The sequence below is a fragment of the Alkalibacterium pelagium genome (genome assembly GCF_900109325.1).
GTDB classification, from domain to species: Bacteria; Bacillota; Bacilli; order Lactobacillales; family Carnobacteriaceae_A; genus Alkalibacterium; species Alkalibacterium pelagium.
On record NZ_FNZU01000005.1, the window covers coordinates 93,652 to 115,282 of the forward strand.

Annotated in this window: 20 protein-coding genes; 6 read left to right on the forward strand and 14 right to left on the reverse strand. The window is 44.7% G+C overall.

All coding sequences use genetic code 11. The features are described from left to right. Position 1: 1 nt before the first annotated feature. Together purS and purC are read right to left on the reverse strand one after the other, a co-directional pair. Entirely contained in the window at positions 2 to 262 is a 261-nt protein-coding gene (gene purS, locus BMX79_RS05540) for a phosphoribosylformylglycinamidine synthase subunit PurS (RefSeq protein WP_091480099.1), read from the reverse strand. 3 nt (positions 263 to 265) lie between these two features. Continuing rightward, positions 266 to 988 (reverse strand): phosphoribosylaminoimidazolesuccinocarboxamide synthase, encoded by a 723-nt coding sequence (gene purC / locus BMX79_RS05545; RefSeq protein WP_091480101.1) that lies wholly within the window; start codon positions 986 to 988, stop codon positions 266 to 268. A 368-nt stretch (positions 989 to 1,356) separates the two neighbouring features. Here purC and BMX79_RS05550 point away from each other — a divergent pair, with 368 nt between their 5' ends. Continuing rightward, positions 1,357 to 2,058 carry a ferredoxin--NADP reductase gene (locus tag BMX79_RS05550; RefSeq protein WP_091480103.1) on the forward strand — a complete coding sequence of 234 codons (702 nt, stop codon included), beginning with the start codon at positions 1,357 to 1,359 and terminating at the stop codon, positions 2,056 to 2,058. A 236-nt stretch (positions 2,059 to 2,294) separates the two neighbouring features. Here the strand turns inward: BMX79_RS05550 and uxaC are convergent, their stop codons facing one another. Then, positions 2,295 to 3,689 carry a glucuronate isomerase gene (gene uxaC, locus BMX79_RS05555; protein WP_091480106.1) on the reverse strand — a complete coding sequence of 465 codons (1,395 nt, stop codon included), beginning with the start codon at positions 3,687 to 3,689 and terminating at the stop codon, positions 2,295 to 2,297. Between the two features lie 256 nt (positions 3,690 to 3,945). Here uxaC and BMX79_RS05560 point away from each other — a divergent pair, with 256 nt between their 5' ends. Continuing rightward, entirely contained in the window at positions 3,946 to 4,284 is a 339-nt protein-coding gene (locus tag BMX79_RS05560; protein ID WP_091480108.1) for a helix-turn-helix transcriptional regulator, read from the forward strand. A 53-nt stretch (positions 4,285 to 4,337) separates the two neighbouring features. On the opposite strand, the gene BMX79_RS05565 is transcribed toward BMX79_RS05560, so the two are convergent. The 6 genes from BMX79_RS05565 to gnd all read right to left on the reverse strand — a co-directional run bounded on the left by BMX79_RS05565 (position 4,338) and on the right by gnd (position 11,698). Next, positions 4,338 to 5,063 carry an amino acid ABC transporter ATP-binding protein gene (locus BMX79_RS05565; RefSeq protein ID WP_091480111.1) on the reverse strand — a complete coding sequence of 242 codons (726 nt, stop codon included), beginning with the start codon at positions 5,061 to 5,063 and terminating at the stop codon, positions 4,338 to 4,340. Beyond that, the gene (locus BMX79_RS05570; RefSeq protein WP_091480113.1) at positions 5,056 to 6,534 is read right to left on the reverse strand and encodes an ABC transporter substrate-binding protein/permease; all 1,479 of its coding nucleotides are present in this window, start codon (positions 6,532 to 6,534) and stop codon (positions 5,056 to 5,058) included. Before BMX79_RS05570 ends, BMX79_RS05565 begins: the two co-directional genes overlap by 8 nt. Before the next feature lie 796 nt (positions 6,535 to 7,330). Further along, entirely contained in the window at positions 7,331 to 7,612 is a 282-nt protein-coding gene (locus BMX79_RS05575; RefSeq protein ID WP_091480115.1) for a toxin-antitoxin system YwqK family antitoxin, read from the reverse strand. 214 nt (positions 7,613 to 7,826) lie between these two features. Continuing rightward, the gene (gntK, locus tag BMX79_RS05580; protein ID WP_091480118.1) at positions 7,827 to 9,359 is read right to left on the reverse strand and encodes a gluconokinase; all 1,533 of its coding nucleotides are present in this window, start codon (positions 9,357 to 9,359) and stop codon (positions 7,827 to 7,829) included. Positions 9,360 to 9,411: 52 nt separating this feature from the next. Beyond that, positions 9,412 to 10,755 (reverse strand): GntT/GntP/DsdX family permease, encoded by a 1,344-nt coding sequence (locus BMX79_RS05585; protein ID WP_091480121.1) that lies wholly within the window; start codon positions 10,753 to 10,755, stop codon positions 9,412 to 9,414. 46 nt (positions 10,756 to 10,801) lie between these two features. Continuing rightward, positions 10,802 to 11,698 (reverse strand): phosphogluconate dehydrogenase (NAD(+)-dependent, decarboxylating), encoded by an 897-nt coding sequence (gene gnd, locus BMX79_RS05590; protein WP_091480123.1) that lies wholly within the window; start codon positions 11,696 to 11,698, stop codon positions 10,802 to 10,804. Between the two features lie 141 nt (positions 11,699 to 11,839). Here gnd and BMX79_RS05595 point away from each other — a divergent pair, with 141 nt between their 5' ends. From BMX79_RS05595 to BMX79_RS05610, 4 genes are all read left to right on the forward strand, one after another. Continuing rightward, entirely contained in the window at positions 11,840 to 12,700 is an 861-nt protein-coding gene (locus tag BMX79_RS05595) for a MurR/RpiR family transcriptional regulator (RefSeq protein ID WP_091480126.1), read from the forward strand. 39 nt (positions 12,701 to 12,739) lie between these two features. Then, the gene (locus BMX79_RS05600; protein ID WP_091480317.1) at positions 12,740 to 13,495 is read left to right on the forward strand and encodes a MurR/RpiR family transcriptional regulator; all 756 of its coding nucleotides are present in this window, start codon (positions 12,740 to 12,742) and stop codon (positions 13,493 to 13,495) included. A 142-nt stretch (positions 13,496 to 13,637) separates the two neighbouring features. Beyond that, positions 13,638 to 15,248, forward strand: a complete 1,611-nt coding sequence (locus BMX79_RS05605) for a PTS transporter subunit EIIC (RefSeq protein WP_091480129.1) — start codon at positions 13,638 to 13,640, stop codon at positions 15,246 to 15,248. 39 nt (positions 15,249 to 15,287) lie between these two features. Then, positions 15,288 to 16,619: a 6-phospho-alpha-glucosidase gene (locus tag BMX79_RS05610; protein WP_091480132.1), complete on the forward strand. Its 1,332-nt coding sequence runs from the start codon at positions 15,288 to 15,290 to the stop codon at positions 16,617 to 16,619. Between the two features lie 118 nt (positions 16,620 to 16,737). Here the strand turns inward: BMX79_RS05610 and BMX79_RS05615 are convergent, their stop codons facing one another. The 5 genes from BMX79_RS05615 to BMX79_RS05635 all read right to left on the reverse strand — a co-directional run bounded on the left by BMX79_RS05615 (position 16,738) and on the right by BMX79_RS05635 (position 21,628). Beyond that, positions 16,738 to 17,835, reverse strand: a complete 1,098-nt coding sequence (locus BMX79_RS05615) for an NAD(P)-dependent alcohol dehydrogenase (RefSeq protein WP_091480134.1) — start codon at positions 17,833 to 17,835, stop codon at positions 16,738 to 16,740. Between the two features lie 370 nt (positions 17,836 to 18,205). After that, on the reverse strand, positions 18,206 to 18,949 hold the full coding sequence (locus BMX79_RS05620; protein WP_091480136.1) for an amino acid ABC transporter ATP-binding protein: 744 nt from the start codon (positions 18,947 to 18,949) through the stop codon (positions 18,206 to 18,208). A gap of 12 nt (positions 18,950 to 18,961) precedes the next feature. Continuing rightward, a complete protein-coding gene (locus BMX79_RS05625; RefSeq protein WP_091480141.1) occupies positions 18,962 to 19,660 on the reverse strand; it encodes an amino acid ABC transporter permease in 699 nt (232 codons plus the stop codon). 83 nt (positions 19,661 to 19,743) lie between these two features. Next, the gene (locus BMX79_RS05630; protein ID WP_091480144.1) at positions 19,744 to 20,643 is read right to left on the reverse strand and encodes a transporter substrate-binding domain-containing protein; all 900 of its coding nucleotides are present in this window, start codon (positions 20,641 to 20,643) and stop codon (positions 19,744 to 19,746) included. A 133-nt stretch (positions 20,644 to 20,776) separates the two neighbouring features. After that, positions 20,777 to 21,628, reverse strand: a complete 852-nt coding sequence (locus tag BMX79_RS05635; protein WP_091480146.1) for an endonuclease/exonuclease/phosphatase family protein — start codon at positions 21,626 to 21,628, stop codon at positions 20,777 to 20,779. Positions 21,629 to 21,631 lie beyond the last annotated feature (3 nt).

The window sequence follows — 21,631 nt, forward strand, 5'->3', positions numbered from 1 at the left end:
CTCAGACCGTCTCCTTTACTCGTTCGATTTCGTAGCGGTAACTTTCCATCACGACATTTGCCAGAAGCTTGTCGCAGATGGTTTCAATGACTTCTTCAACTGAACGGTCGTCAGTATCTGACACTTTGATTTCAAAATACTTCCCGATACGAATATCTTCAATCTCATCGAAGCCCATGCGGTGAACGGCCCCTCTTACCGCTTCTCCCTGAGGATCCAGAATTGATTCTTTATAGGTTACATATACTTTTACGTTATACATGAGTCACTTCTCCTTTTGATCTGTTGTCAGACGGTCGAGTACTTCCTGATAGAGTGGGATAATGTCCCCGAGATCCTGTCTGAAAACATCCTTGTCCAGACGATTGTTCGTCTTTTCATCCCACAGACGGCATGTGTCCGGTGAAATTTCATCTGCCAGAACGATTTGCTCTTTTGCTGTCTTTCCAAATTCCAGCTTGAAATCGATCAATCTGATGCCCGCCTCTTTGTAAATCTCAATCAGTGAATTGTTGATGTTGTGAGCCTGTCTTTTAATCTCGTCAATTTCTTTCTGGTCAGCTAGATTAAGTGCAAGTACATGGTCATCATTAATGAGAGGATCGTTCAGTTCGTCATTCTTGAGGTAAAATTCCAGCACGGGAAAGGCCAGCTCCGTCCCCTCGTCTACACCCAGGCGCCTGGAAAAGCTTCCAGCAGAGACATTTCTGATGACAACCTCAAGATCGAACATAGCCACTTTTTCAATCAGCTGATCCGTTTCAGACACTTCCATGATGAAGTGACTCGGAATATCCTTTTCCTTCAGCTTTCTGAATATCATACTGGTAATCTGGTTGTTCAGCTGTCCTTTGCCGGCAATAGCTTCTTTCTTGGCCCCATTCCCAGCTGTAGCCTGATCTTTATACGTGACCCATAGAATGCTGGGTTCACTGGTTTCATATAATCGCTTTGCCTTGCCTTCATACAACAGGTCTCTCTTTATCAACTGAATACCCCTTTCAGGACTGAGTTAAACACGAATATTAAATATACTTAGTTTTGTGATCGTTCCGATTTTTTCGGTACAGCTTTATCATAAATCGTCTATGAAATAGAGTCAACCTTTCAGCGTCTATTTGTGAGTAATATTTCGATTAATGTTCGTCTTTTAGTTTTAAATAGCTATACTTACACATTAAAACTTTCTAATAATCTATAATTAACGAACATTAGTGGCTCTGTTTCTTTGTGTACTGATATTTCGAACAAGACTTCGTAAGACTATTCACAAAATATAATTGAGAATAATTCTCAATTAGAGTATACTTAATTAAACTCAGTTAACTGACAGATCACACTTAGGAGATGATTCACATGCAGATATACTGGACAACCCTTGTAGACGTCATTGATGAAGCTACGGATACAAAAACGTTCTACCTCGATCTACCAGATGGATTCACATGGGAAGAAGGTGCGCACACTCACCTGGCACTGGAAGGATTCAACAGTGGAGAAAAACCTGACAAAGGGCTGGTTCGGCATATGTCGATCGCAACTCTTCCAGAAGAAAACACAATCGGCATCACGACTCGCCTTAGAGAAGAGCGCTCAAGATACAAGACGCATCTGGCGGAACTTAAAAGCGGAAGCTCAGTTGCTCTCTTCAAGACACATACAAATATCCCGTTGAAGCGAGAAAACAGACCTGTTTATCTGTTGTCGTGCGGGGTCGGTATCGCTTCATTCAGACCTCTTGTTCTGCAGTACTTAAATGATTCTAATGGAATAGACTCTCTCCATTCTCTGAATATCGACTCGTCTGGTGAACAGCTCTTCTCCGGTTTGTTTGAACAAGATTCAGATCAGTCGCTGACAGCTCAGTACGTCACTGACCGTCCAGCTTACTATGAACAAGTGGACAAGCTGGCTGAGGACACTCACGCCCTCTTCTACATTGTCGGCAGTGATGACTTCCTTAGAGAAACCATCGCCACTCTGCGTGAACGAGGGATTTCTGATGAACAGATCACGATCGATAAGCACGACCGGTTTCGTGCAGATTTTCTTGGCTGAACAGATCAAAAATAAATAATAGGAACGCATTCTTTGGAATGGCGTTCATCCCATTGAGTGAGATCTCAATTTCTCATATCCTTCTTTTATGCGACATTCGTCTATATGAATTAGAGGTAGTCGTAACCTTTAACTGAGAATTAATTCTTCATTAAGTAGTGATTCTCAGTTATTTAGAAAAAAGCTGCGTTACTCCCCGACTTAGGAGTAACGCAGCCTTTTACAAAGAATACTGCTTATTTCCGGAAATACCGTTTCGCATTTTTGTAACACACATTTTCCACCAGCTGCTTAAGAAGTGCAGGTTTATCCGGGAACTTGCCGCTTTCGACCTGTTCGCCGACAAAGTTGCAGAATATGCGGCGGAAGTAATCATGTCGAGGATAGGATACGAAACTTCTTGAATCAGTCAGCATCCCTACGAAATGCATCAGCAGTCCGTGATCCGCCAGGGTTTCCATTTGTCTAAGCATCCCCTGTTCCGTATCATTGAACCACCAGCCGGCACCGAACTGAACTTTCCCTTTGATGCCTTCTTCATTGGACTGAAAATTGGCCACTGCACTGGCAACAATGTGGTTATGTTCAGGATTCAGGTTATAGACGATCGTCTTAGGCAGCTTGCCTTCTTTGTCCATTGCATCCAACAGACGGTTCAGATGAACCGCTACTTTTGTCTGGTCATAGATGGAATCGACGCCTACATTTGCGCCGGCCTGTTCAAAGAGCCGTGTATTCGTATTTCTTATCGCTCCAAAATGAATCTGCATGACCCAGCCTCGCTCATGATACAACTTACCTAAATCGACGAGCAGACGAGTCATCCATTTTGCCTTATCTGCATCTGAAACTGATTCTCCTGCTTTGAAAGAAGCGAAAATACGCTCGATGTCTTCATCTGAACCTTCTTCATAAAGTAGCTCAGTGATGCCGTGATCAGAGATCAGCGCCCCATGCCGGTCAAAATGATCGATACGGTCTTCGATGATGTTAAGGAAAGAACCATAATCAGCTGCCTGTTTTCCGGTCAGCTCCTCAAGTCTTGATACATCTTCAGCTGACAGATCATACAGTTCATCCGGCCTGAATGACGGCGCCACTTTGACATCGAACGCCTCATCGTCAGCAATCTGTTTATGATACTCAAGTGAATCAAATGGCGTATCAGTTGTACCTATAAACTCTACATTGGATTTTCTGATCAAAGACTGCGCCGTCATATTTTCCTCTTTCAACTGACGGTTTGCTTCATTATAAATTTGTTCCCATTTATCGCTCCCGAGAAGTTCTTCAATCCCGAAATACTCTTTCAGTTCCAGCTGGGTCCAATGGAACAGCGGATTCCCAAGAGACATTTCTGCTGTCTCCGCCCAGGCTTTGAATTTGTCTCTAGACGATCCATTTCCAGTAATCAGTTCTTCAGACGCCCCGTTAGCACGCATCGCCCGCCACTTGTAATGGTCACCGGCTAGCCACAGCTCGGAAATGTCTTCAAACGCATGATCCTCAGCGATTTCTTTAGGATCAAGGTGGCAGTGATAGTCAATGATCGGCAGGTCCTTGGCTATTTGGTGATACAAAGTTTTAGCCGTTTCATTTTGAAGCATAAAATCCTCATGAATAAACGTCATAGTTACCCTCCGTTAGTTTGTTTACATATTATACAGACCTTATTCTAAAGAGAAACGAATCCGGTTACAAGTTATTTTATTTCTATTAATCGATTTTTTGCATTAGACCGTTAGACATATCAGTAGTCTCGAGAAAGGAAAATGCTCTGACTTTATAAATTGGGACCTAAGACCTATATTAATCAGGAGTAATTATGTTATAATTATTTTAATATATTAATGCATATATAATAATGGTTACGGGGAGATCGTTTTTATGCACATCGGGGAAAAAATTAAGTTTCTAAGAGAAAAAGAAGAGTTATCACAAAGAAAACTGGCTAAGTCTATGTATGTCAGCCGTCAGACCGTATCTCGATGGGAAAACGGGTTTTCACTTCCAGAAAGTGAATCAGTTATTCTGCTGGCCAAAACGTTCGGGTACCCTATTGAATGGTTTCTGAAAGACGCATACGGGGTAGACTATCTTATCAGCACGCGGTCCGACAAACTTAACGAGAGCACGGAAATCCCTGCTGCTCTAAATGTATCGGAACAGAGCGGTAAGCAGCCACGATCAGTATTGAAGAAGTTGTTTCACCCCTTACATAAATAGAATACAGTTGAAAAGACCGGTTTTCCTACAAGAGGAAACCGGTCTTTTCTTAATTATAGGACTTTAGACAGGAAATCCTGAGTCCGCTCATTCTTAGGATTAGAAAAAATCATGTCAGGTGTACCTGATTCGACAATATAACCGTCATCCATAAACAGGACACGATCGGCAACTTCGCGGGCAAAGCCCATTTCGTGTGTCACCACAACCATGGTCATCCCGGATTGAGCCAGATCTTTCATAACTTTCAGGACCTCTCCGACCATCTCAGGATCCAGTGCGGAGGTCGGTTCATCGAACAGCATCACATCAGGATCCATCGCTAGAGCACGGGCGATTGCCACACGCTGCTGCTGTCCACCTGAAAGGCTGGCAGGATACGCATCTTCCTTATCACCCAGCCCGACTTGTCTCAGCAATTTGACTGCCGTCTGATCAGCCTGATGCTTGTCGACCCCTTTTGACTTGACCGGTGCGATCGTCAGATTCTGCTTGGCTGTCTTATGCGGAAAAAGATTGAACTGCTGAAAAACCATACCCATTTTCTGACGCAGCTGATTCAGATCTTTTTCATTCAGACCTGTCAGCGTAGTCCCTTCGAAAACGATCTCCCCATCAGAAGGTTCTTCAAGCAAATTCAGGCAACGTAGAAATGTTGATTTCCCGGAGCCGGAAGGGCCGATCACAACGACCACTTCCCCCTGGCTGAACTCTTCGTTAATATCTTTCAATACTTCATTTTTTCCAAATGACTTTTTCAAATGATTCACTTTAATCATGATTCATTCTCCCTTCATAGAAGTTCAAGAGTTTCGTCAGGCTGAATGTCAGCGCAAAATAGATCAGCATGGTAATGAATAGCGGCAGGATCCCCTGGAAGGAAATAGAGCGCACGACTCGCGTCTGGAAAATCAGTTCGCCGACACCAATGACTGATACAATGGACGACTCTTTAATAATGGTAATGAACTCATTACCTAGTGCAGGCCAGATATTCTTAAGGGCCTGAGGGAAAACGATGTAACGCATGGAATCATTTTTACTCATACCTAAACTTCTCGCAGCTTCGTCCTGTCCTTTATTGACAGAATTTATCCCACTTCTGATAATTTCAGCAATGTATGCCCCAGAGTTGAGCGAGACAGCGATAATCCCTGCAGTCAGTGCCGGCAGATTGAAAAACATACCTGAGGCGAAGTAAATGAACATGACTTGGATCAGCAGTGGCGTTCCTCGCACAAATTCTACATAAGCAGTTGCCAGTGGTTTAAGCAGGAATACTTTGGATAGACGCATCAGCGCGAGAAGCGAACCAAGGATCAGACCGAAGAAAACGGCTGAAGCTGATATGAGCAAAGTGATCAGCGTTCCATCAAGGAAATATTCCCAGTAACTGGCAATAAATCCTTCTTCTATTTCTTCCCCATCTTCATCCAGTTCAGCCTGAGCCATATACTCGCCCGCTTCGGCTAAATACTCCTCTGTCAGATTCTGTTCTTCAATTTCAGCCAGACTTTCATTTACTGCATCGACAAGGGAATCTTCACCTTGTCTGAAAGCAATAGCCGATCCCTGGTCATCATCGTCCAATTCAAATCCACCTACAAAAGTATGCAGATCTTCATCATGACCAGCATGCGCTTCAGCATTTGGTCCCTGCATAACAATGGCTTCAATTCGGTTAGTCTTCAAAGCAAGAAGCAGGTCGTTCAAGTCAGTCAGACTCATGATTTCTGCATCGGGAATCTGCTGAGCAAGATCTTCCTGGAGTGATCCGGACTGTACGCCTACTGTCAACCCGCTCAATGATTCAAGCGAATCGTAGACATCCTCATCTTCCGCACGAATCATAATGTTCTGGAAAGTCTGGAAGTAAATGTCAGAGAAATCTACACTTCTACGTCGTTCAGCAGTCGGGGTCATCCCCGCAATGACTACATCGACGTTTCTCGCTTCCAGTGCCGGCAGCAGACTGTCAAATCCAATATCCTGAATCTGAAGTTCTACTCCCAGGTCATCTGCAACCTTCTGGGCGATCATCATATCCATTCCTACAACCTGACGCTCCCCGTCGACGACCGCATAAAACTCGAATGGTGGAAAATCAGCACTTGTTCCAACGACCAGAACCCCTGCATCCTGAACCCGCTGCAGTGCCGATCCATCTTCAGCCAACACCGGTTCTGCCGGAATGAATAATGTACTGAATAAAATAAGTAAAGCTATAAATCCTTTTATACCCTTCTTCATACGTCTTATCCCCTTTAGTTCTGTTTTGACTTAAGAAGAATCATACCACCATAAAGATAATTATGCAATATAATTTATGTAAAAAGGTATATTTTGTTTAAAAAACGCGTTATTTGTATTATTTATGTATATTAAGGATGCGTTTTCATAGTTTTTCTAAAGACGGAATGGTTCTTTAGAAGTGAGAGTTTTACTGGTTTTTTTGACTTCTGGACTGGGTTCAAGTGTGGAAGCGGGACGGGTATCGAAGGAGATCCGGCTCTCTTTTTCTTCAGTTTGTCGGGTTGGGTCTTCTTAGAACCAGCTCGGTGGTTCTTTCCTTCTTGAGTAGGTCGTAAGATGCGCTTTGGAACCAGCTCGATGGTTCCTTCCTTCTTGAGTTGGTCTTAAGATGCGCTTTGGAACCAGCTCGATGGTTCCTTCCTTCTTGAGTTGGTCTTAAGATGCGTTTTGGAACCAGCTTGGTGGTTCCTTCCTTCTTGAGTTTGTCGTAAGATGCATCTTGGAACACACTCGATGGTTCTTTTCTCCCCAGTTGGTCGCTAGATGCGTCTTAGAACCAGCTCGCCTGTTCTTTTCTCCACAGTTGGTCGCAAGATGCGTCTTAGAACCAGCTCGCCTGTTCTTTTCTCCACAGTTGGTCGCAAGATGCGTCTTAGAACACACTCGTGCTATTCGGCCTATTCAGTTAGTCTCTCCTCAGCCCTACCCCTAGCTCTTAAAGCAAAAAAAGAAGAGTTGGGAATACCTGATAGGCTTTCCAACTCTTCTATGATAACCAGCAAGCATGCCGTGCTTACTTCTTCTTCAGCAGCTTTCCATTTTCAAAATGTTCGTCATACTCCACTTCTCCGTCTCTGCTGTAACGGAGCCATCTTCCGTGTTTCTGATTGTCTTTAAAATGACCGACTTGCCACAAATCTCCGGTTTTGCGGTAAAAAACCCACTCTCCTTCCATCTTATCCTCAACAAAAGGCCCTTTGGCTTTGACTGTAGCGTCTTCATAAAAATAAGTCAGAACATTATCTTCCAGTTCATATACCTTCTGTCCATTGGCATATTCTTTTTTCTCAAGCATCTTGGCGGGATATCCGTCCTTTTTGAACGTGATTCCCTTCCTCCTCTCTCCACTCTCTAATCACCTATCTACAGTATACTAAAACAACTCAATAAATTTAAATGTCTCCTCCTGCTCAGTATAATTCATTATCTGACGCTCAGTCACACTTTATAAAAATAATACACCCGACCGTCTGACTAAAAAAGGACGGTCGGGTGCTGACTATTTTCAGTTATTTATACTTCTCCTGAAATGCAGTGATAGCATCATATTCTTCTTCGAAAAGACGGCTCAAGCGGATATAAATCGGCATCAACTCTTCATAAATAGCCACTTCTTCAGGTTGAGGCGGATTCACTTTCCCCGTATTGACCATATTACCGACTTCACTTAAATCATCGATATCTCCTATAGCGAAACGGCCAAGGACCGCTGCTCCCAGACAGGCACTTTCTACCGTCATCGGGACATGGACTTCCTGATTGAAAATATCTGCCAGCATCTGGCGCCACACATCAGAATTCGCAAATCCTCCAGTGGCATGGATCCGTTCCGGTACGCCGATCACTTCTTCAAGAGCCAGCAGAACCATATAAAGATTCATATTGATGCCTTCCAGTACCGCACGCATCATGTGTTTTTTCTGATGATGCAGTGCCAGTCCGTAAAAGGAGCCGCGAGCGTTGGCATTCCAGGAAGGCGCCCGTTCGCCAGATAAGTACGGATGGAAAATCAGCCCGTTGGATCCAGCCTGAACTTCCGCAATCTTTTCTGTGATGACATCATAGGCATCCCGCCCGTCGGCTTCTGCTTGAGACACTTCTTCAAGACAGAGTTCGTTTCTAAGCCATCTCAAGATCATTCCGCCGTTGTTCACAGGTCCACCGATCACCCAGTGCTTGTCCGTCAGGGCGTAACAGAAAATCCGGCCTTTAGGATCCGAAACAGGTTTATCAGTAACCGTACGGATCGCCCCACTCGTCCCGATCGTTACAGCCACCACGCCTTTATCGATCGCATTGACGCCAAGATTAGCCAGGCAGCCGTCATTTGCGCCAATGACAACCGGTGTATCTGGACTGATGCCCATCTTAGCTGCATACACTAGCTGCATGCCTTTGAAGATTTCTGTTGTCGGAACGATCGGTGACAGTCGGTCAGGCGTAACTCCAGCCGTTTCAATGGCTTCTTGATCCCAGTCCAGAGCCTTCATATTGAACAGACCTGTAGCCGATGCGATCGAATAATCGACAGCATACGTGCCAAAAAGTTTATGGAAGACATATTCCTTTATTCCAATAAACCGGGCAGCTGACTGAAATATGTCAGGCTTTTCCTCTTTCATCCAGATCAGTTTGCACAAGGGGGACATGGGATGAATCGGCGTCCCAGTCTTTTCATAGATGCTCTGCCCATTTGTTTCTTTAAGCTGCCTTGCGTAAGGTTCGCTGCGCTGATCTGCCCAGGTAATGACCTGTGTCAGCGGCTTTCCCTCACTGTCTACAGCAATCAGACTGTGCATAGCCGCGCTGAACCCGATGACTTTAATTTCTGACTGGGCTGCTTGGGACGTTTCCATGACTGACTGAAGGGACAGGAGGACCGCATCGAAAATTTCATCCGGATCCTGTTCGGCAACTTTCGGTTCCGGTGTGTAGAGAGGATACTCAATCGTTGCCTGATGGAGATTCTCTCCTTTTTCTGAAAAAAGGACGGCCTTAGTACTCGTCGTCCCGATGTCCACACCGATGGAATAATTACTCATATACGAAATCCTTTCATTTAGACTGATAGGTTCCTATTCGTCTAGTACTCTCTTATATTATAAACAATCCGATGAGCATTGCCATGACTAATCCGACAAGCCCGATAATTGTTTCCATCACTGTCCACGTTTTCAATGTATCTTTTTCATCCAATCCAAAGTAGCGGGAGACAAGCCAGAAGCCTGAATCATTGACGTGTGAAAAGGCAGTTGCTCCGCCGGCAATCGCGATAACGATCAGAGCCAATCCGGGCCCTTCGATTCCCATAACGGGTAGAATCGGAGACATCAGTCCAGCAGCAGTGACCATAGAAACAGTCGCAGATCCCTGTGCAATTCGAACTACTGCTGCAATCAGAAAGGCCAGTAAAATCGGTGGCAATGGTGAAGCCGCCATCTGTTCACCCAAAATATCTGCAACTCCTGAATCGATCAGAATTTCTTTGAAGACACCACCGGCACCAGTTACTAAGATAATTATTCCGACAGGTTCCAGAGCTTTAGTAGCAATATCCTGAACCTCTTTACGAGAGTACCCTCTTTTCGTTCCTAAGACTCTGAACGTGATCAGCGTTGCAAAAATCAGGGCCACAATCGGATTACCTATAAAGGTTGTAATGTTTCTGATTGTGCTTCCTTCTGCAAAAAGAACGGTTGATAATGTATTCGTCAAAATCAGTGCCAACGGAATAAGAATGATTGATGCAATCAGCCCAAAACTCGGCAGTTCCTTATCCCATTCCTTATCATCAAAGTTCATGTATTCCGGTATACCGACATCAATTTTTCCTGCAATAAACTTCCCGAAAAGTGGTCCGGCAGCGATCATGGATGGAATCCCTGCGATGACACCAAATAGAATAACCCAGCCTAAATCCGCACCAACCAGATCAGCTACTGCGATCGGTCCGGGTGTAGGAGGTATGTATGCATGAGTAACAGCCAGTCCGGCCAGTAATGGGATCCCGTAATACAACAGGGAGCGACCGGTTTTTTTCTGAAGTCCATATACGATTGGAACAAGAATGATGAATCCTACATCGAAGAAAACAGGAATGGCGACCAGAAATCCAGCAATCCCGAATGCCCACTGTGCTTTGTCTTCGCCAAACTTATCCAGCAATGTACTCGCCAGACGTTCGACTCCACCGGATATCTCGAGCATTTTACCAAACATGGCGCCCAGACCGACGACTATTGCGACGAATCCAAGCGTGCCTCCCATCCCTCTTTCAATCGACTCAAGTACATTTTCCAGTGGCATGCCTGTTCCGATACCGACCAGTAAACTGACCAGCAATATGGTGACAAAGGCATGCAGCTTCGCTCTAATAACTAGGTATAACAACCCGAATATTCCTGCCAGAGCAACTAATATCAATACTGTATTGGACATATTCTCTCTCCTCGTCTGTGTTGTCTTATCTTATTTAGTCCGTCTGTTAGTGTTTCTCAACTGCGTGTCCGCCAAACTGGTTTCTAAGTGACGCGACGACTTTTCCACTGAAGGTATCTGCTTCCAGAGAACGGTTTCTCATCATCAGTGACAACGCAATGACTGGTGCAGCCGTTTCAAGTTCCATAGCAGTTTCTACTGTCCATTTGCCTTCGCCTGATGCGTGAACGACTCCTCTGATATCATCCAGTTTAGGATCATCAGAAAAGGCGTCCTGCATCAGCTCCATCAGCCATGAACGAATGACCGATCCGTTGTTCCAGACGCGGGCAACAGCCTCATGGTCAAAGTCGAAAGGACTTTTCTCCAGGATGTCGAATCCTTCTCCGATAGCCTGCATCATGCCGTATTCCACACCATTGTGTACCATTTTCAGGAAATGACCGCTGCCTGATTCACCTGTGTAAAGGTACCCGTTTTCAACCGAAATATCACTGAATAGTTTCTCGATCTCCATAACGACTTCCCGCTTGCCTCCGACCATCGTGCAGGCTCCGTTTCTTGCGCCTTCCATTCCACCACTTGTACCAATATCGACGTAATGTACGCCTTTTTCTTCAAGTGTCTGAGCTCGTCTGATTGAATCTTTGTAAAAGGCATTCCCGCCGTCCATCAGAATATCGTTTTCCGTCAGATACGGTGTCAGGTCAGTGATCAGCTGTTCCGTAATGTCTCCTGCAGGAACCATCATCCAGATCAGTTTTCTATCCGAAAAGGCTTGTGTCAGGTCTTCTAAAGAATGAACCCCTTCTGCCCCAAGTTTGTCTGCTGCTTCAACTAGTGTCGCATCGATATCGTAAGCGACTACTTCATGACCATTACCTAATAAGTTATCTACTAAATTCAGACCCATTTTTCCCAGTCCGCAAATGCCCAGTTTCATAAAAACTCCTCCAAAAAATTATTTTCCATAAATAGAGTATACGAAAGAAAATTATTCTTTGCAAGCGTTTCACGAAAAATATTTCTTTTTACTCTTTTTTTCTTTATACTAGATGATGAGAAAGAAAGAGGTGACTTCCCGATGGATAAATCATTAAATAATAAACCTTTAACGATGCGTATCCGACTGCTTTACTCTACTATGAGTGAAAAAGAGCAGCTGATGGCTGATTATATTGCCAGCCAACCCGATACTATCATTCATGGAACGATCACTCAGATTGCCGAGGAACTGAATATTGCAGACTCCACAGTCTTCCGCTTCTGTAAAAGGCTGGGATACAAAGGGTTTCAGGATATGAAAATCTCTCTGGCTGCAGAAACATCCTCAACACTCGGGGATATTCATGACATGGTCAGTGAAGAGGACGATAAAAAAACGATTCTTGAAAAAACATTCCACTTCAATATTAAAACTCTGGAAGACACATTAAAAGTCATTGATGACGCAGATTTTTCGAAAGCAGTGGATACCATCCTTAATGCCGGGAAAATAGAGTTTTTCGGCTTCGGAGGATCAAACATTATCGCTCAGGATGGGTACCATAAATTTATCCGGACTGGTCTCCCAGTCAGCACCCAGATCGATTCCCATATGCAGCTGATGTCCGCTTCACAGCTGAAAGAAAATGATGTAGCTATCCTGATTTCTCATACCGGAAATTCCAAGGATATCCAGGACATCTTAAAGACCGTTAAGAAAAACAAGGTCAAGACGATAGGAATCACAGGCTATACTCAGTCGCCATTCAGTCAAGCCGTTGATATTCCTTTGTATACTTTATCAGAAGAAACAGATTACAGATCAGAAGCTCTTGCATCACGAATCGCCCAACTAAGTATCTTAGATGCTCTCTTCGTCAATCTGATGATGGCTCTCGATGAGAAAGGCGCAGAATCACTCAAGAATGTACGTGAAGCTATCCAGTATAAACGACTTTAATTCTCATTATTCAAACCATTTTAGAAAGAAGGTCACATGTTGATCGACTTAAGCAAGTTAACCGCAGGCAAAACGTTGACAAGCCTGGAAACCGATATTCTTACCTATATCGTCGAACACATTACAGACATTCAGGATATGGGGGTTCGAGCAGTCGCCAGAGAAACCTACACCTCTCCTGCTTCTGTTATCCGCTTATCCAAGAAGCTGGGCTTTACGGGTTTTACAGATATGTACTATTCTCTTCTGCCTCTGATCAAGCAGGCGGAACACGGGGAGAATCATACGGAAAGCCGCTTTTTGAATCGTCCCCTCTCATCATTAGTGAAGGACTGTTCGCTGGAGACCATGGATGCCTTTATCGATCAGGTCCTCATGAACAAGCAGAAGTATATCTTCATCTATGCGACTGGTTTCTCAAAAATCATAGCCGAGTACCTTTATAAGAAACTGCTCGTTTTAGGGAAGAAAGTCATCATGTCCAGCGGATCGGACTCTGTTGGTGTCTTCGAGAATAATCTGGATGATATCGGCGTCATGCTGGTCGTGTCCAAGTCCGGTGAAACAGACCAGGTCTATCAGAAACTGAAAACAGCATCTGAAGCTGGAATCTACACGGTGTCTTATACCCAGGACAGCAGCAACCGTATAGCTGAGCTGGCTGATCTGTCCATTCAGATCAGTGATTCACACAAGCTGGATGATCAGAATCTCCTGCCCAATGTCTTCTTTCCAGGCGTTCTCTTTTCATTCGAACTGATTGTTGAACGCTACCTTGACCGCTTTTCCAGCTGAATACATTTGACGAAACGTGTTTCGCTTTGGCGGAACACGTTTCAAACGTTTACAGCCCCCTAACTTTTCAACCGCTTTCACGTTATACTCACTATATCGACATCATTATTATGATAAAAAAAGAAATTGGAGGATTACATCAATGAAAGACAAACTGATGAATAACATGCAGCGCTTTGCCAAGGCCATGTTTATTCCTGTACTTATTCTACCGATTGCCGGTATTCTTATCGCTTTCGGAAATTTATTTACAAATGCGCGGTTAATTGAAACCGTTCCATTTCTGGACAATCCGATCACGACCGGGTTCGGTACGATCCTGTCAGGGTCACTTGTTTCAATACTGACCAACTTGGGTCTGATATTCTGTGTCGGTATCGCTGTCGGTCTTGCTGATAAGAAAAAGGCAGAAGCCGGCTTCACTGCCCTTCTTGGCTTTCTAGTTTTCATTCATGCAATGAACAACTTCCTGTCCCTGAACGGATTGCTGGTCGATCCGGAAGCCTTGAGAGGATCCGGACAGACCATGGTCATGGGTGTTCAGGTTCTGGACATGGGCGTTTTCCTGGGAATCATTCTGGGTGTCATCACTGCTTATGTTCATAACAAATATGCTGAAATCGAATTTGACAATGCCTTCCAGATTTATGGTGGATCACGATTTGTTTTCATCGTACTTATTCCAATCGTCGTTCTCTCAGCAATTATGATGAGCTTCATTTGGCCAATCATTCAGTCAGCTATCGACTCAACCGGGGTCTTTATCAATCAGGCTGGTAACTTCGGACTGTTCCTGTATGGGACACTTGAGCGCCTGCTAATTCCGACAGGCCTGCACCACCTAGTCTACACACCGTTCCTTTATACATCTCTTGGCGGTGTAGCTGAAGTAGGAGGAGAAGTATTCGAAGGTGCCCGCAACATTTACTTCGCAGAAATGGCTGATCCTTCAATCAGCGTCTTATCTGAAAGTGTCATCTGGGATGCGCGTGGAATTTCTAAAATGTTCGGTCTGATCGGTGCCTGTCTAGCTATGTACCACACAGCCAAGCCTGAACATAAAGCGAAAGCAAAAGCGATTCTGATTCCTGCTGTAGTTACATCATTTATTGCAGGTGTAACTGAACCAATCGAATTTTCATTCATGTTTATTGCACCGCTTCTGTTCGTTATCCATTCTGTATTAAGTGGATTGAGCATGGTCACATTGAATCTGTTAAATGTCCGGGCGATCGGTCCTAATGGATTCATCGACTTCCTGCTGTACAATGTGCCTCTGGGCATTGAGCGAACAGGCTGGCCAATGTACATTCTAGTCGGACTCATCTACTTTGGTCTATACTATGCAATCTTCCGTTTCCTGATCACCAAGTTCAATTTCAAGACGATCGGACGTGAAGACAGCTCAAGCGAAACCCGACTGTATTCGAAGAAAGACTATCAGGCGAAAAAAGCTGGTGACGTGGTTCCGGGTGCGACTGTTACAGCTGACGCTTCTCAAAACGATATGGCTGGGACAATCGTACAGGCACTGGGTGGCGACGGCAACATTCAAACCATCACAAACTGCTATTCCAGACTGAGACTCACTCTTGCCGATCCTTCAATGGTCGATCAGGCTATATTGAAAGATCAGACAGGTGCAAGCGGAGTGATGATTAAAGATAAGAATGTACAGGTCGTATATGGTCTGCAAGTGAACAAGATCAGGAAATCTGTTGAACAGTATCTCGGCAGGAATTCAGAAGAATAACTCAATGTAAGAACAATTAATTAAAAGGGGAAGATTTAAATGAAGAAGGATTTTTCAGTAGTAATTGCAGGAGGCGGAAGCACATTCACACCAGGTATCGTTATGATGATGCTTGAAAACAGTGACCGTTTCCCAATGAGAGAACTGAAGCTGTACGATAATGATGGAGACAGACAAGGGATTCTGGGTGAAGCACTGGAAATTCTTCTAAAGGAGCAGGCACCTGACCTCAAATTCTCTTACACCACTGATCCGGAAGAAGCCTTTACAGATGTCGATTTCGTCATGGCTCATATCCGTGTCGGAAAGTACGAGATGCGCGAACAGGATGAAAAGATTCCATTAAAATACGGTGTTGTCGGTCAGGAAACGTGCGGACCTGGCGGAATTGCTTATGGTATGCGAAGCATCACTGGCATGCTTGAAATTATCGACTATATGGAAAAGTATTCTCCAGATGCCTGGATGCTCAACTATTCCAATCCTGCAGCAATCGTTGCTGAAGCGACACGCGTTTTACGTCCGGATTCAAAAGTTCTGAACATCTGCGATATGCCTGTCGGAACACTGCGTAGAATGTCACAAATTGTTGGAACCACTCCAGACAAGCTGGAAGTCAGCTACTTCGGCCTGAACCACTTTGGATGGTGGACCAGCGTCAAAGACAAGGCTACAGGATATGAATACATTGACGAAATCAAAGAATATGTGGCAGAAAACGGCTACCTGACCCAAGTCGAAGTGGATACACAGCACATGGACGAAAGCTGGCAGGCCACTCACAAAAAAGCCAAGGACTTACTGGCGATCGAACCGAACTATCTGCCGAACACTTATCTGAAGTATTATTTCTATCCTGACTATGAAGTAGCGAGCTCCAATCCAGAATTCACTCGTGCCAATGAGGTCATGGCCGGACGTGAGAAACAGGTATTTACAGCTGCTCGCAATATCATTGAAAAAGGTACAGCAGTTGACGGTGGCTTCCACATCGACAGCCACGCATCATTCATTGTGGATCTGGCCCGTGCCATTGCGTTTAATGCTAAAGAGCGTATGCTTCTAATTGTTGAAAACAACGGAGCGATTGCCAACTTTGATGATGATGCTATGGTCGAAGTGCCTTGTATCGTCGGTAGTGACGGACCGGAACCACTGGCTCAAGGTAAAATCCCTGCATTCAACCGCGCACTGATGCTTCAGCAAGTGACTGCTGAAAAGCTGGTCGTTGAAGCCTATATCGAAGGCAGTTACCAGAAACTGTGGCAGGCTCTGAGCTTGTCGAAAATCGTTCCAAGTGCTGAAGTCGCTAAACAGTTGCTGGACGATCTGATCGAAGCAAACAAAGGCTACTGGCCTGATCTGAAGTAATAATCATACAGAGAAGCTCCATCCTGCGAGTTGATTCCCAGGATGGAGCTTCTTTTTTCAGTTTATCTAAGTTTCTTGAATTGCACGCGCCCTGTGATCGCCTTCTTTATTCAACGGATCATTCTTTACCGATTTTAAGAACAGGCTTAATCGTTTCTCCGCTTTCTGAATCCTCGAACGCCTGGTTGATATCGTCAAAGTCATAGTGTTTGATCAGTTTGTCAAATGGGAAGAGCCCTTGCTGATAGTACCTGATCAGTTTAGGAATGAATACTTTCGGCACCGCATCTCCTTCAATCACACCTTTGATCATTTTACCTTCAGCCATAAGGTCTTCCATCAGATTCATTTCAAAATCTGATCCAACACCTATGATTGCAAGTTCACCTCTCGGACGCAGCCCTTGCAGCGCCTGTTTAACCACTGGAGATACCCCTGTCGTATCTATTGCATAGTGGGATCCTCCACCAGTGATCTCTTTTATTTTCTCAACCACATCTTCTGACTTGTTCCCATTGATCACATGGGTAGCACCGAGTTCTTTAGCCGTCTCAAGTCGACTATCATGTAAATCGACGGCGATAATATGCTCGCAGTTCACTATCTTAGCCGCCATGACTGCACTCAGTCCGACTCCGCCAGCACCGAAGATGACAATGCTGGTACCGAATTCAGGTTTAAGGTTGTTCAGGACGGTCCCGGCGCCTGTCTGGATGCCACATCCAAGTGGACCAAGAATTGACAGGTCAACATCTTTAGGCACTTTTACAATGTTCTGTTCATGAGCGATCGCGTATGTCGCAAAGGAAGACTGCCCGAAGAACATGGACAGCTCGTCATCTCCCTCATAGTGACGATGGGTCCCGTCCTGAGCTTTCCCGCCAAAGTTCATCGGTGTAAGGAACTCACAAGTCGCCGGATAACCTGACAGACACTGCTCACAGTTGCCACAATGCACATAGCTCATGACAACATGATCACCTTCTTCAAAGTTTTCTACTCCGGTCCCAACCTTTTCAATAATTCCCGATCCTTCATGACCAAGAACAGCCGGTTTCGGTGTGATGCCTGTGTCTCTTGCGACCATATCCGTATGACAGACGCCTGATGCAACGACTCGAATCAATACCTCATTGGCTTTCGGTTCCTGCAGCTCGATATCCTTTATCTCGAATGGCTTTCCTTCTCCGGATGTAACAGCAGCATTGATTTTCATTATATAAAGCTCCCTTCATTTATTTTCTACATGTCCAGAATATCAAATCACTGCTATATTAACAAAGAAAAGCCTTTCATAAGCATTGTATGCTCACTATTAGTTTTTTTCTGATTGCTAATGGAGTAGCTAACCGACTGTACCTGTACTCAAACTGTTTTTCCATCTGAGTTCCGGCGCTATTCAGATTGCGCCTCTACTCAAACTGTTTTCCCGACCGAGTTTCCACGCTATCTCTATTGCACCTGTACTCAAACTGTTTTTCCATCTGAGTTCCAGGGCAAACACAATAGTGAAGGTTTTTTCTACAAAAATACCGCCCGACTGAAGATAACCTCAGTTAGGCGGTGCTGATTTGAATCAGTTCTTCTTATTCATCTTCAAGTAAGGCAAGAAATTCTCTTGTCCGGTCTTCTTTTGGATCAGTCAGGACTTGTTCGGCCGGACCTGACTCAAGGATATAGCCTTCATCCATGAAGAAGGCTTTGTCCGCTATACGTCGGGCAAAGTTCATCTCGTGTGTCACGATGACCATCGTCTGGCCTTCTTTTGCCAGACTTTCGATAACTTTGAGAACTTCTCTGACCAGCTGAGGGTCCAATGCAGATGTTGGTTCATCGAAGAGCATGACTTCCGGGTGCATCATCAGTGCACGGGCGATCGCTGCTCTCTGTTGCTGACCACCGGACAAGGCATCTGGGAACTTGTCCTGATGTTCGGACAGTCCAACTTTTTCAAGCAGCACACTCGCTTCTTTCATGATCGTCTCTTTATCCTGCTGCTTGGCAGTTAGAGGTGCTTGAGTAATATTTTCCAGCAAAGTCATATGCGGGAAAAGGTGGAAGCCCTGGAAGACCATCCCTGAATAGCGGCGGATGTCCTTGATGTCTTTCTTGGACAGTTTGTCTTCACCGAAAGATACTTCTTTATCACCTATTCTGATCGATCCTTCATCTGGTGTTTCCAGCAGATTCAGGCAGCGAAGCAAGGTTGTTTTCCCTGATCCGGATGCGCCGACCAGGCAGACCACTTCTCCCTTTTTCACTTCAAGGTTAATTGATTCCAGAACTGGAGTATCGTCAAATGTTTTCTTGAGATTCTTTACTGTAATCATGCGTTTGCCTCCTTATTTAGATAGGTAACGGTTGTATCTGACTTCCAGACGATCCTGGAAATAGCCGATTACGATACAGACCATCCAGTAGATCAGGGCAGCAGAAATGTACATGGTCATACTGTCATAGGTTCGACCAGCAACTAGTCGTGCACTGTACAGTAGTTCCTGGACCGTAATAACAGAGGCCAGTGATGTCCCTTTGACGACGTCCATAAAAATATTGAATGTCGGTGGAAGAGCGATACGTGTAGCCTGAGGTATGATGATCTTTCTCAGTGTCTGGAAGTAATCCATCTGAAGCGTTGCGGCCGCTTCCCACTGTCCCCTTGGAACGGAAAGTATGGCAGAACGGACCACTTCAGCATTGTAGGCGGCAAAGTTCAGACTGACCCCGACAATAGCGGCTACCAGAGCATTATTGAACTCGATGCCGATGACAGGCAGACCGTAATAAAGAATGAATACAAAAACAAGTAGTGGTGTCCCTCTCATGAAGGAAATATACAAACGGGCCGGCAGATGCAGGACCGCGTATTTCGACATACGGGCTATCCCGATGACAATCCCGAGCAGCAGGGCAAATACCATACTGAAGAGGGAAATAATCATCGTATTCTGAAGTCCCTGCAGCAGAAACGGCAGAGAATCGAGAGCCAGTTCCAGGTCGAACAGATACTCCCAGCGGATGTTTCTAAATGTCTCAAACATGGCTAGATCCTTTCATAAATAGTCTCGTTATTCAAAAAGAAAACATACAGGAAGACTCTTCCTCCTGCATGTTTTTCCAGTCATTATTCTCCGTCAAGTCCGACAACTTCAGATTCATCAACTGGTTCAGTTACATCAGCGCCTAAGAATTCCATAGACAATTCTGAAACAGTTCCGTCATCCATCAGTTCCTGAAGGGTTTCGCTCAGACGATCTCTTAAGGTCGTGTTACCTTGCAGGACGGCCATCGCACTTTCAGTTGCGTGGAATTTCACATCTTCAGCAATCGTCAGTTCGTCGTCACCGAATTCGTTCAAGGTGTTAAGCAGAACCAGGTAATCATTCAGATACGCATCCTGGTTGCCGTTGATGACATCTCTAAGAATCGCTTCAACTCCACCGTCGTATGCCGTACCGTTTGCTCCAATGTTGTCAGCGAAGATAGCATAGTTACTAGTCAGTGACCCAACTGCAACATCGACACCTTCCAGGTCATAAGCAGAGTCGAAACGGTCTGCGTCTTCCTGTCTGACGATAACTGATCCGTATGAGAATTTATGTGGATCAACAAAATCGAAAATTTCAAGGCGTTCTTCAGTGATGGCAAAGTCGTGTGCTGCCACATCAATCTGGCCATTTCTCAGTGAAGGAAGAATCCCGTCAAAATCCATCGTTTCGAATTCAACTTCAAGATCCAGTCTTTCGCCGATTTCTCTAACCAGCTCAACTTCAAAACCAGTCAGTTCATTGTTTTCATCAAAAAATGTGATTGGGGCATATGTGCCTGATGTTCCGACTGTCAATACGCCTTCTTCTTCGATATCAGCCCATGAGGTGTCTTCCGCTGTATCTTCCCCAAGATCTTCTTGCGCTGTATCTTCTGCTGTATCTGTTTCGGCATCGTCTCCGTTATCAGCTGGTCCACAAGCCAGAAGGAATCCACTCACAGATAGAATACCGGTATATAATAATTTCTTTTTCATAAATAAATCCCCTTTTCAATCAAATCATCTCTGTGTTTAATACATTATTAGCATGCAAAAGCACTGGATGTTAAATCAATCCAGTGCTTAATATAGCATGTTTTCATTGTCTTGTCACTTGTTTTCTCTAACTTTAAGTAAGTTTTAACCTTACTAGAGCTTCTACTCCGAAATGATCACTGACGACCGGTCCATTTTTTCCGTCGAAGGTCACTTTATACTGGTCCACGTCAAAGCCTTTTCCGGCAAAAATATAATCGATCCGCTTGAGATCCGAGTGATCTTCCCAACCATCTATTTCCTTCTCAACGGTTGCTTCACCTATCTTCACGTCCGCTGTTTCAAAAGCATCATTCAGGAAAGGGGCCGAGCGTCTGACCAGTGCATAGCCCTCATTCTGAACTGAAGGGTCATTATTGAAATCTCCCATGACGATGGCCGTTTTTCTTTCTTCAGGACGGATCATGTCCAGCGTCTGTGACCATTCATGCTCAAACAGATGTCTGCCGTTCCCGTCAGTCCACCAGGAATAATGAGCGGACAGAACCGCCCATTGTCTATCCTGATGATCAAAGGAGGCTTTCAGCACTTTACGTGTGTAGTGACTGGCATAGTCCTCTGATTCAGAGACCAGCTGACTTTCTGCTTTGAACGGGACTTTGGAGAGAATGGCGACCCCTTCGTCATACAAGTCATATCCGACATGATTGGCTGCCCAGCTCCAGTAGTAAGTCAGACCAAGACGCTTCAGTTTCTTGATCAGCAGCCGGGCAAAATTATCTTCTTTTATTGGAACAGCACGTACTTTTTCTTCAGGAGCAATGAAGGTGTCATCTTTTATTCCCTTGGCATCGATCGTCTGATTGACCTCCTGAAGAGCAATAACATCATATTCTGATTCTGCAAGCTGCTCAGCTAGAGCATCCAGCTTTTCATAAGGGTCGTCTTCCATCCACGCATGAGTATTCAGTGTTAAAACCTTCATTTG

Excerpts from the sequence above, each read along its gene's own strand:
- BMX79_RS05550 (WP_091480103.1), top strand. The coding sequence starts at position 1,357 with ATGCAGATATACTGGACAACCCTTGTAGACGTCATTGATGAAGCTACG.
- BMX79_RS05620 (WP_091480136.1), bottom strand. The coding sequence starts at position 18,949 with ATGATTACAGTAAAGAATCTCAAGAAAACATTTGACGATACTCCAGTT.
- BMX79_RS05575 (WP_091480115.1), bottom strand. The coding sequence starts at position 7,612 with ATGCTTGAGAAAAAAGAATATGCCAATGGACAGAAGGTATATGAACTG.
- gnd (WP_091480123.1), bottom strand. The coding sequence starts at position 11,698 with ATGAAACTGGGCATTTGCGGACTGGGAAAAATGGGTCTGAATTTAGTA.
- BMX79_RS05595 (WP_091480126.1), top strand. The coding sequence starts at position 11,840 with ATGGATAAATCATTAAATAATAAACCTTTAACGATGCGTATCCGACTG.
- BMX79_RS05635 (WP_091480146.1), bottom strand. The coding sequence starts at position 21,628 with ATGAAGGTTTTAACACTGAATACTCATGCGTGGATGGAAGACGACCCT.
- BMX79_RS05605 (WP_091480129.1), top strand. The coding sequence starts at position 13,638 with ATGAAAGACAAACTGATGAATAACATGCAGCGCTTTGCCAAGGCCATG.
- BMX79_RS05630 (WP_091480144.1), bottom strand. The coding sequence starts at position 20,643 with ATGAAAAAGAAATTATTATATACCGGTATTCTATCTGTGAGTGGATTC.
- BMX79_RS05610 (WP_091480132.1), top strand. The coding sequence starts at position 15,288 with ATGAAGAAGGATTTTTCAGTAGTAATTGCAGGAGGCGGAAGCACATTC.
- gntK (WP_091480118.1), bottom strand. The coding sequence starts at position 9,359 with ATGAGTAATTATTCCATCGGTGTGGACATCGGGACGACGAGTACTAAG.
- BMX79_RS05585 (WP_091480121.1), bottom strand. The coding sequence starts at position 10,755 with ATGTCCAATACAGTATTGATATTAGTTGCTCTGGCAGGAATATTCGGG.
- BMX79_RS05565 (WP_091480111.1), bottom strand. The coding sequence starts at position 5,063 with ATGATTAAAGTGAATCATTTGAAAAAGTCATTTGGAAAAAATGAAGTA.
- BMX79_RS05570 (WP_091480113.1), bottom strand. The coding sequence starts at position 6,534 with ATGAAGAAGGGTATAAAAGGATTTATAGCTTTACTTATTTTATTCAGT.
- BMX79_RS05615 (WP_091480134.1), bottom strand. The coding sequence starts at position 17,835 with ATGAAAATCAATGCTGCTGTTACATCCGGAGAAGGAAAGCCATTCGAG.
- BMX79_RS05625 (WP_091480141.1), bottom strand. The coding sequence starts at position 19,660 with ATGTTTGAGACATTTAGAAACATCCGCTGGGAGTATCTGTTCGACCTG.
- uxaC (WP_091480106.1), bottom strand. The coding sequence starts at position 3,689 with ATGACGTTTATTCATGAGGATTTTATGCTTCAAAATGAAACGGCTAAA.
- BMX79_RS05560 (WP_091480108.1), top strand. The coding sequence starts at position 3,946 with ATGCACATCGGGGAAAAAATTAAGTTTCTAAGAGAAAAAGAAGAGTTA.
- purS (WP_091480099.1), bottom strand. The coding sequence starts at position 262 with ATGTATAACGTAAAAGTATATGTAACCTATAAAGAATCAATTCTGGAT.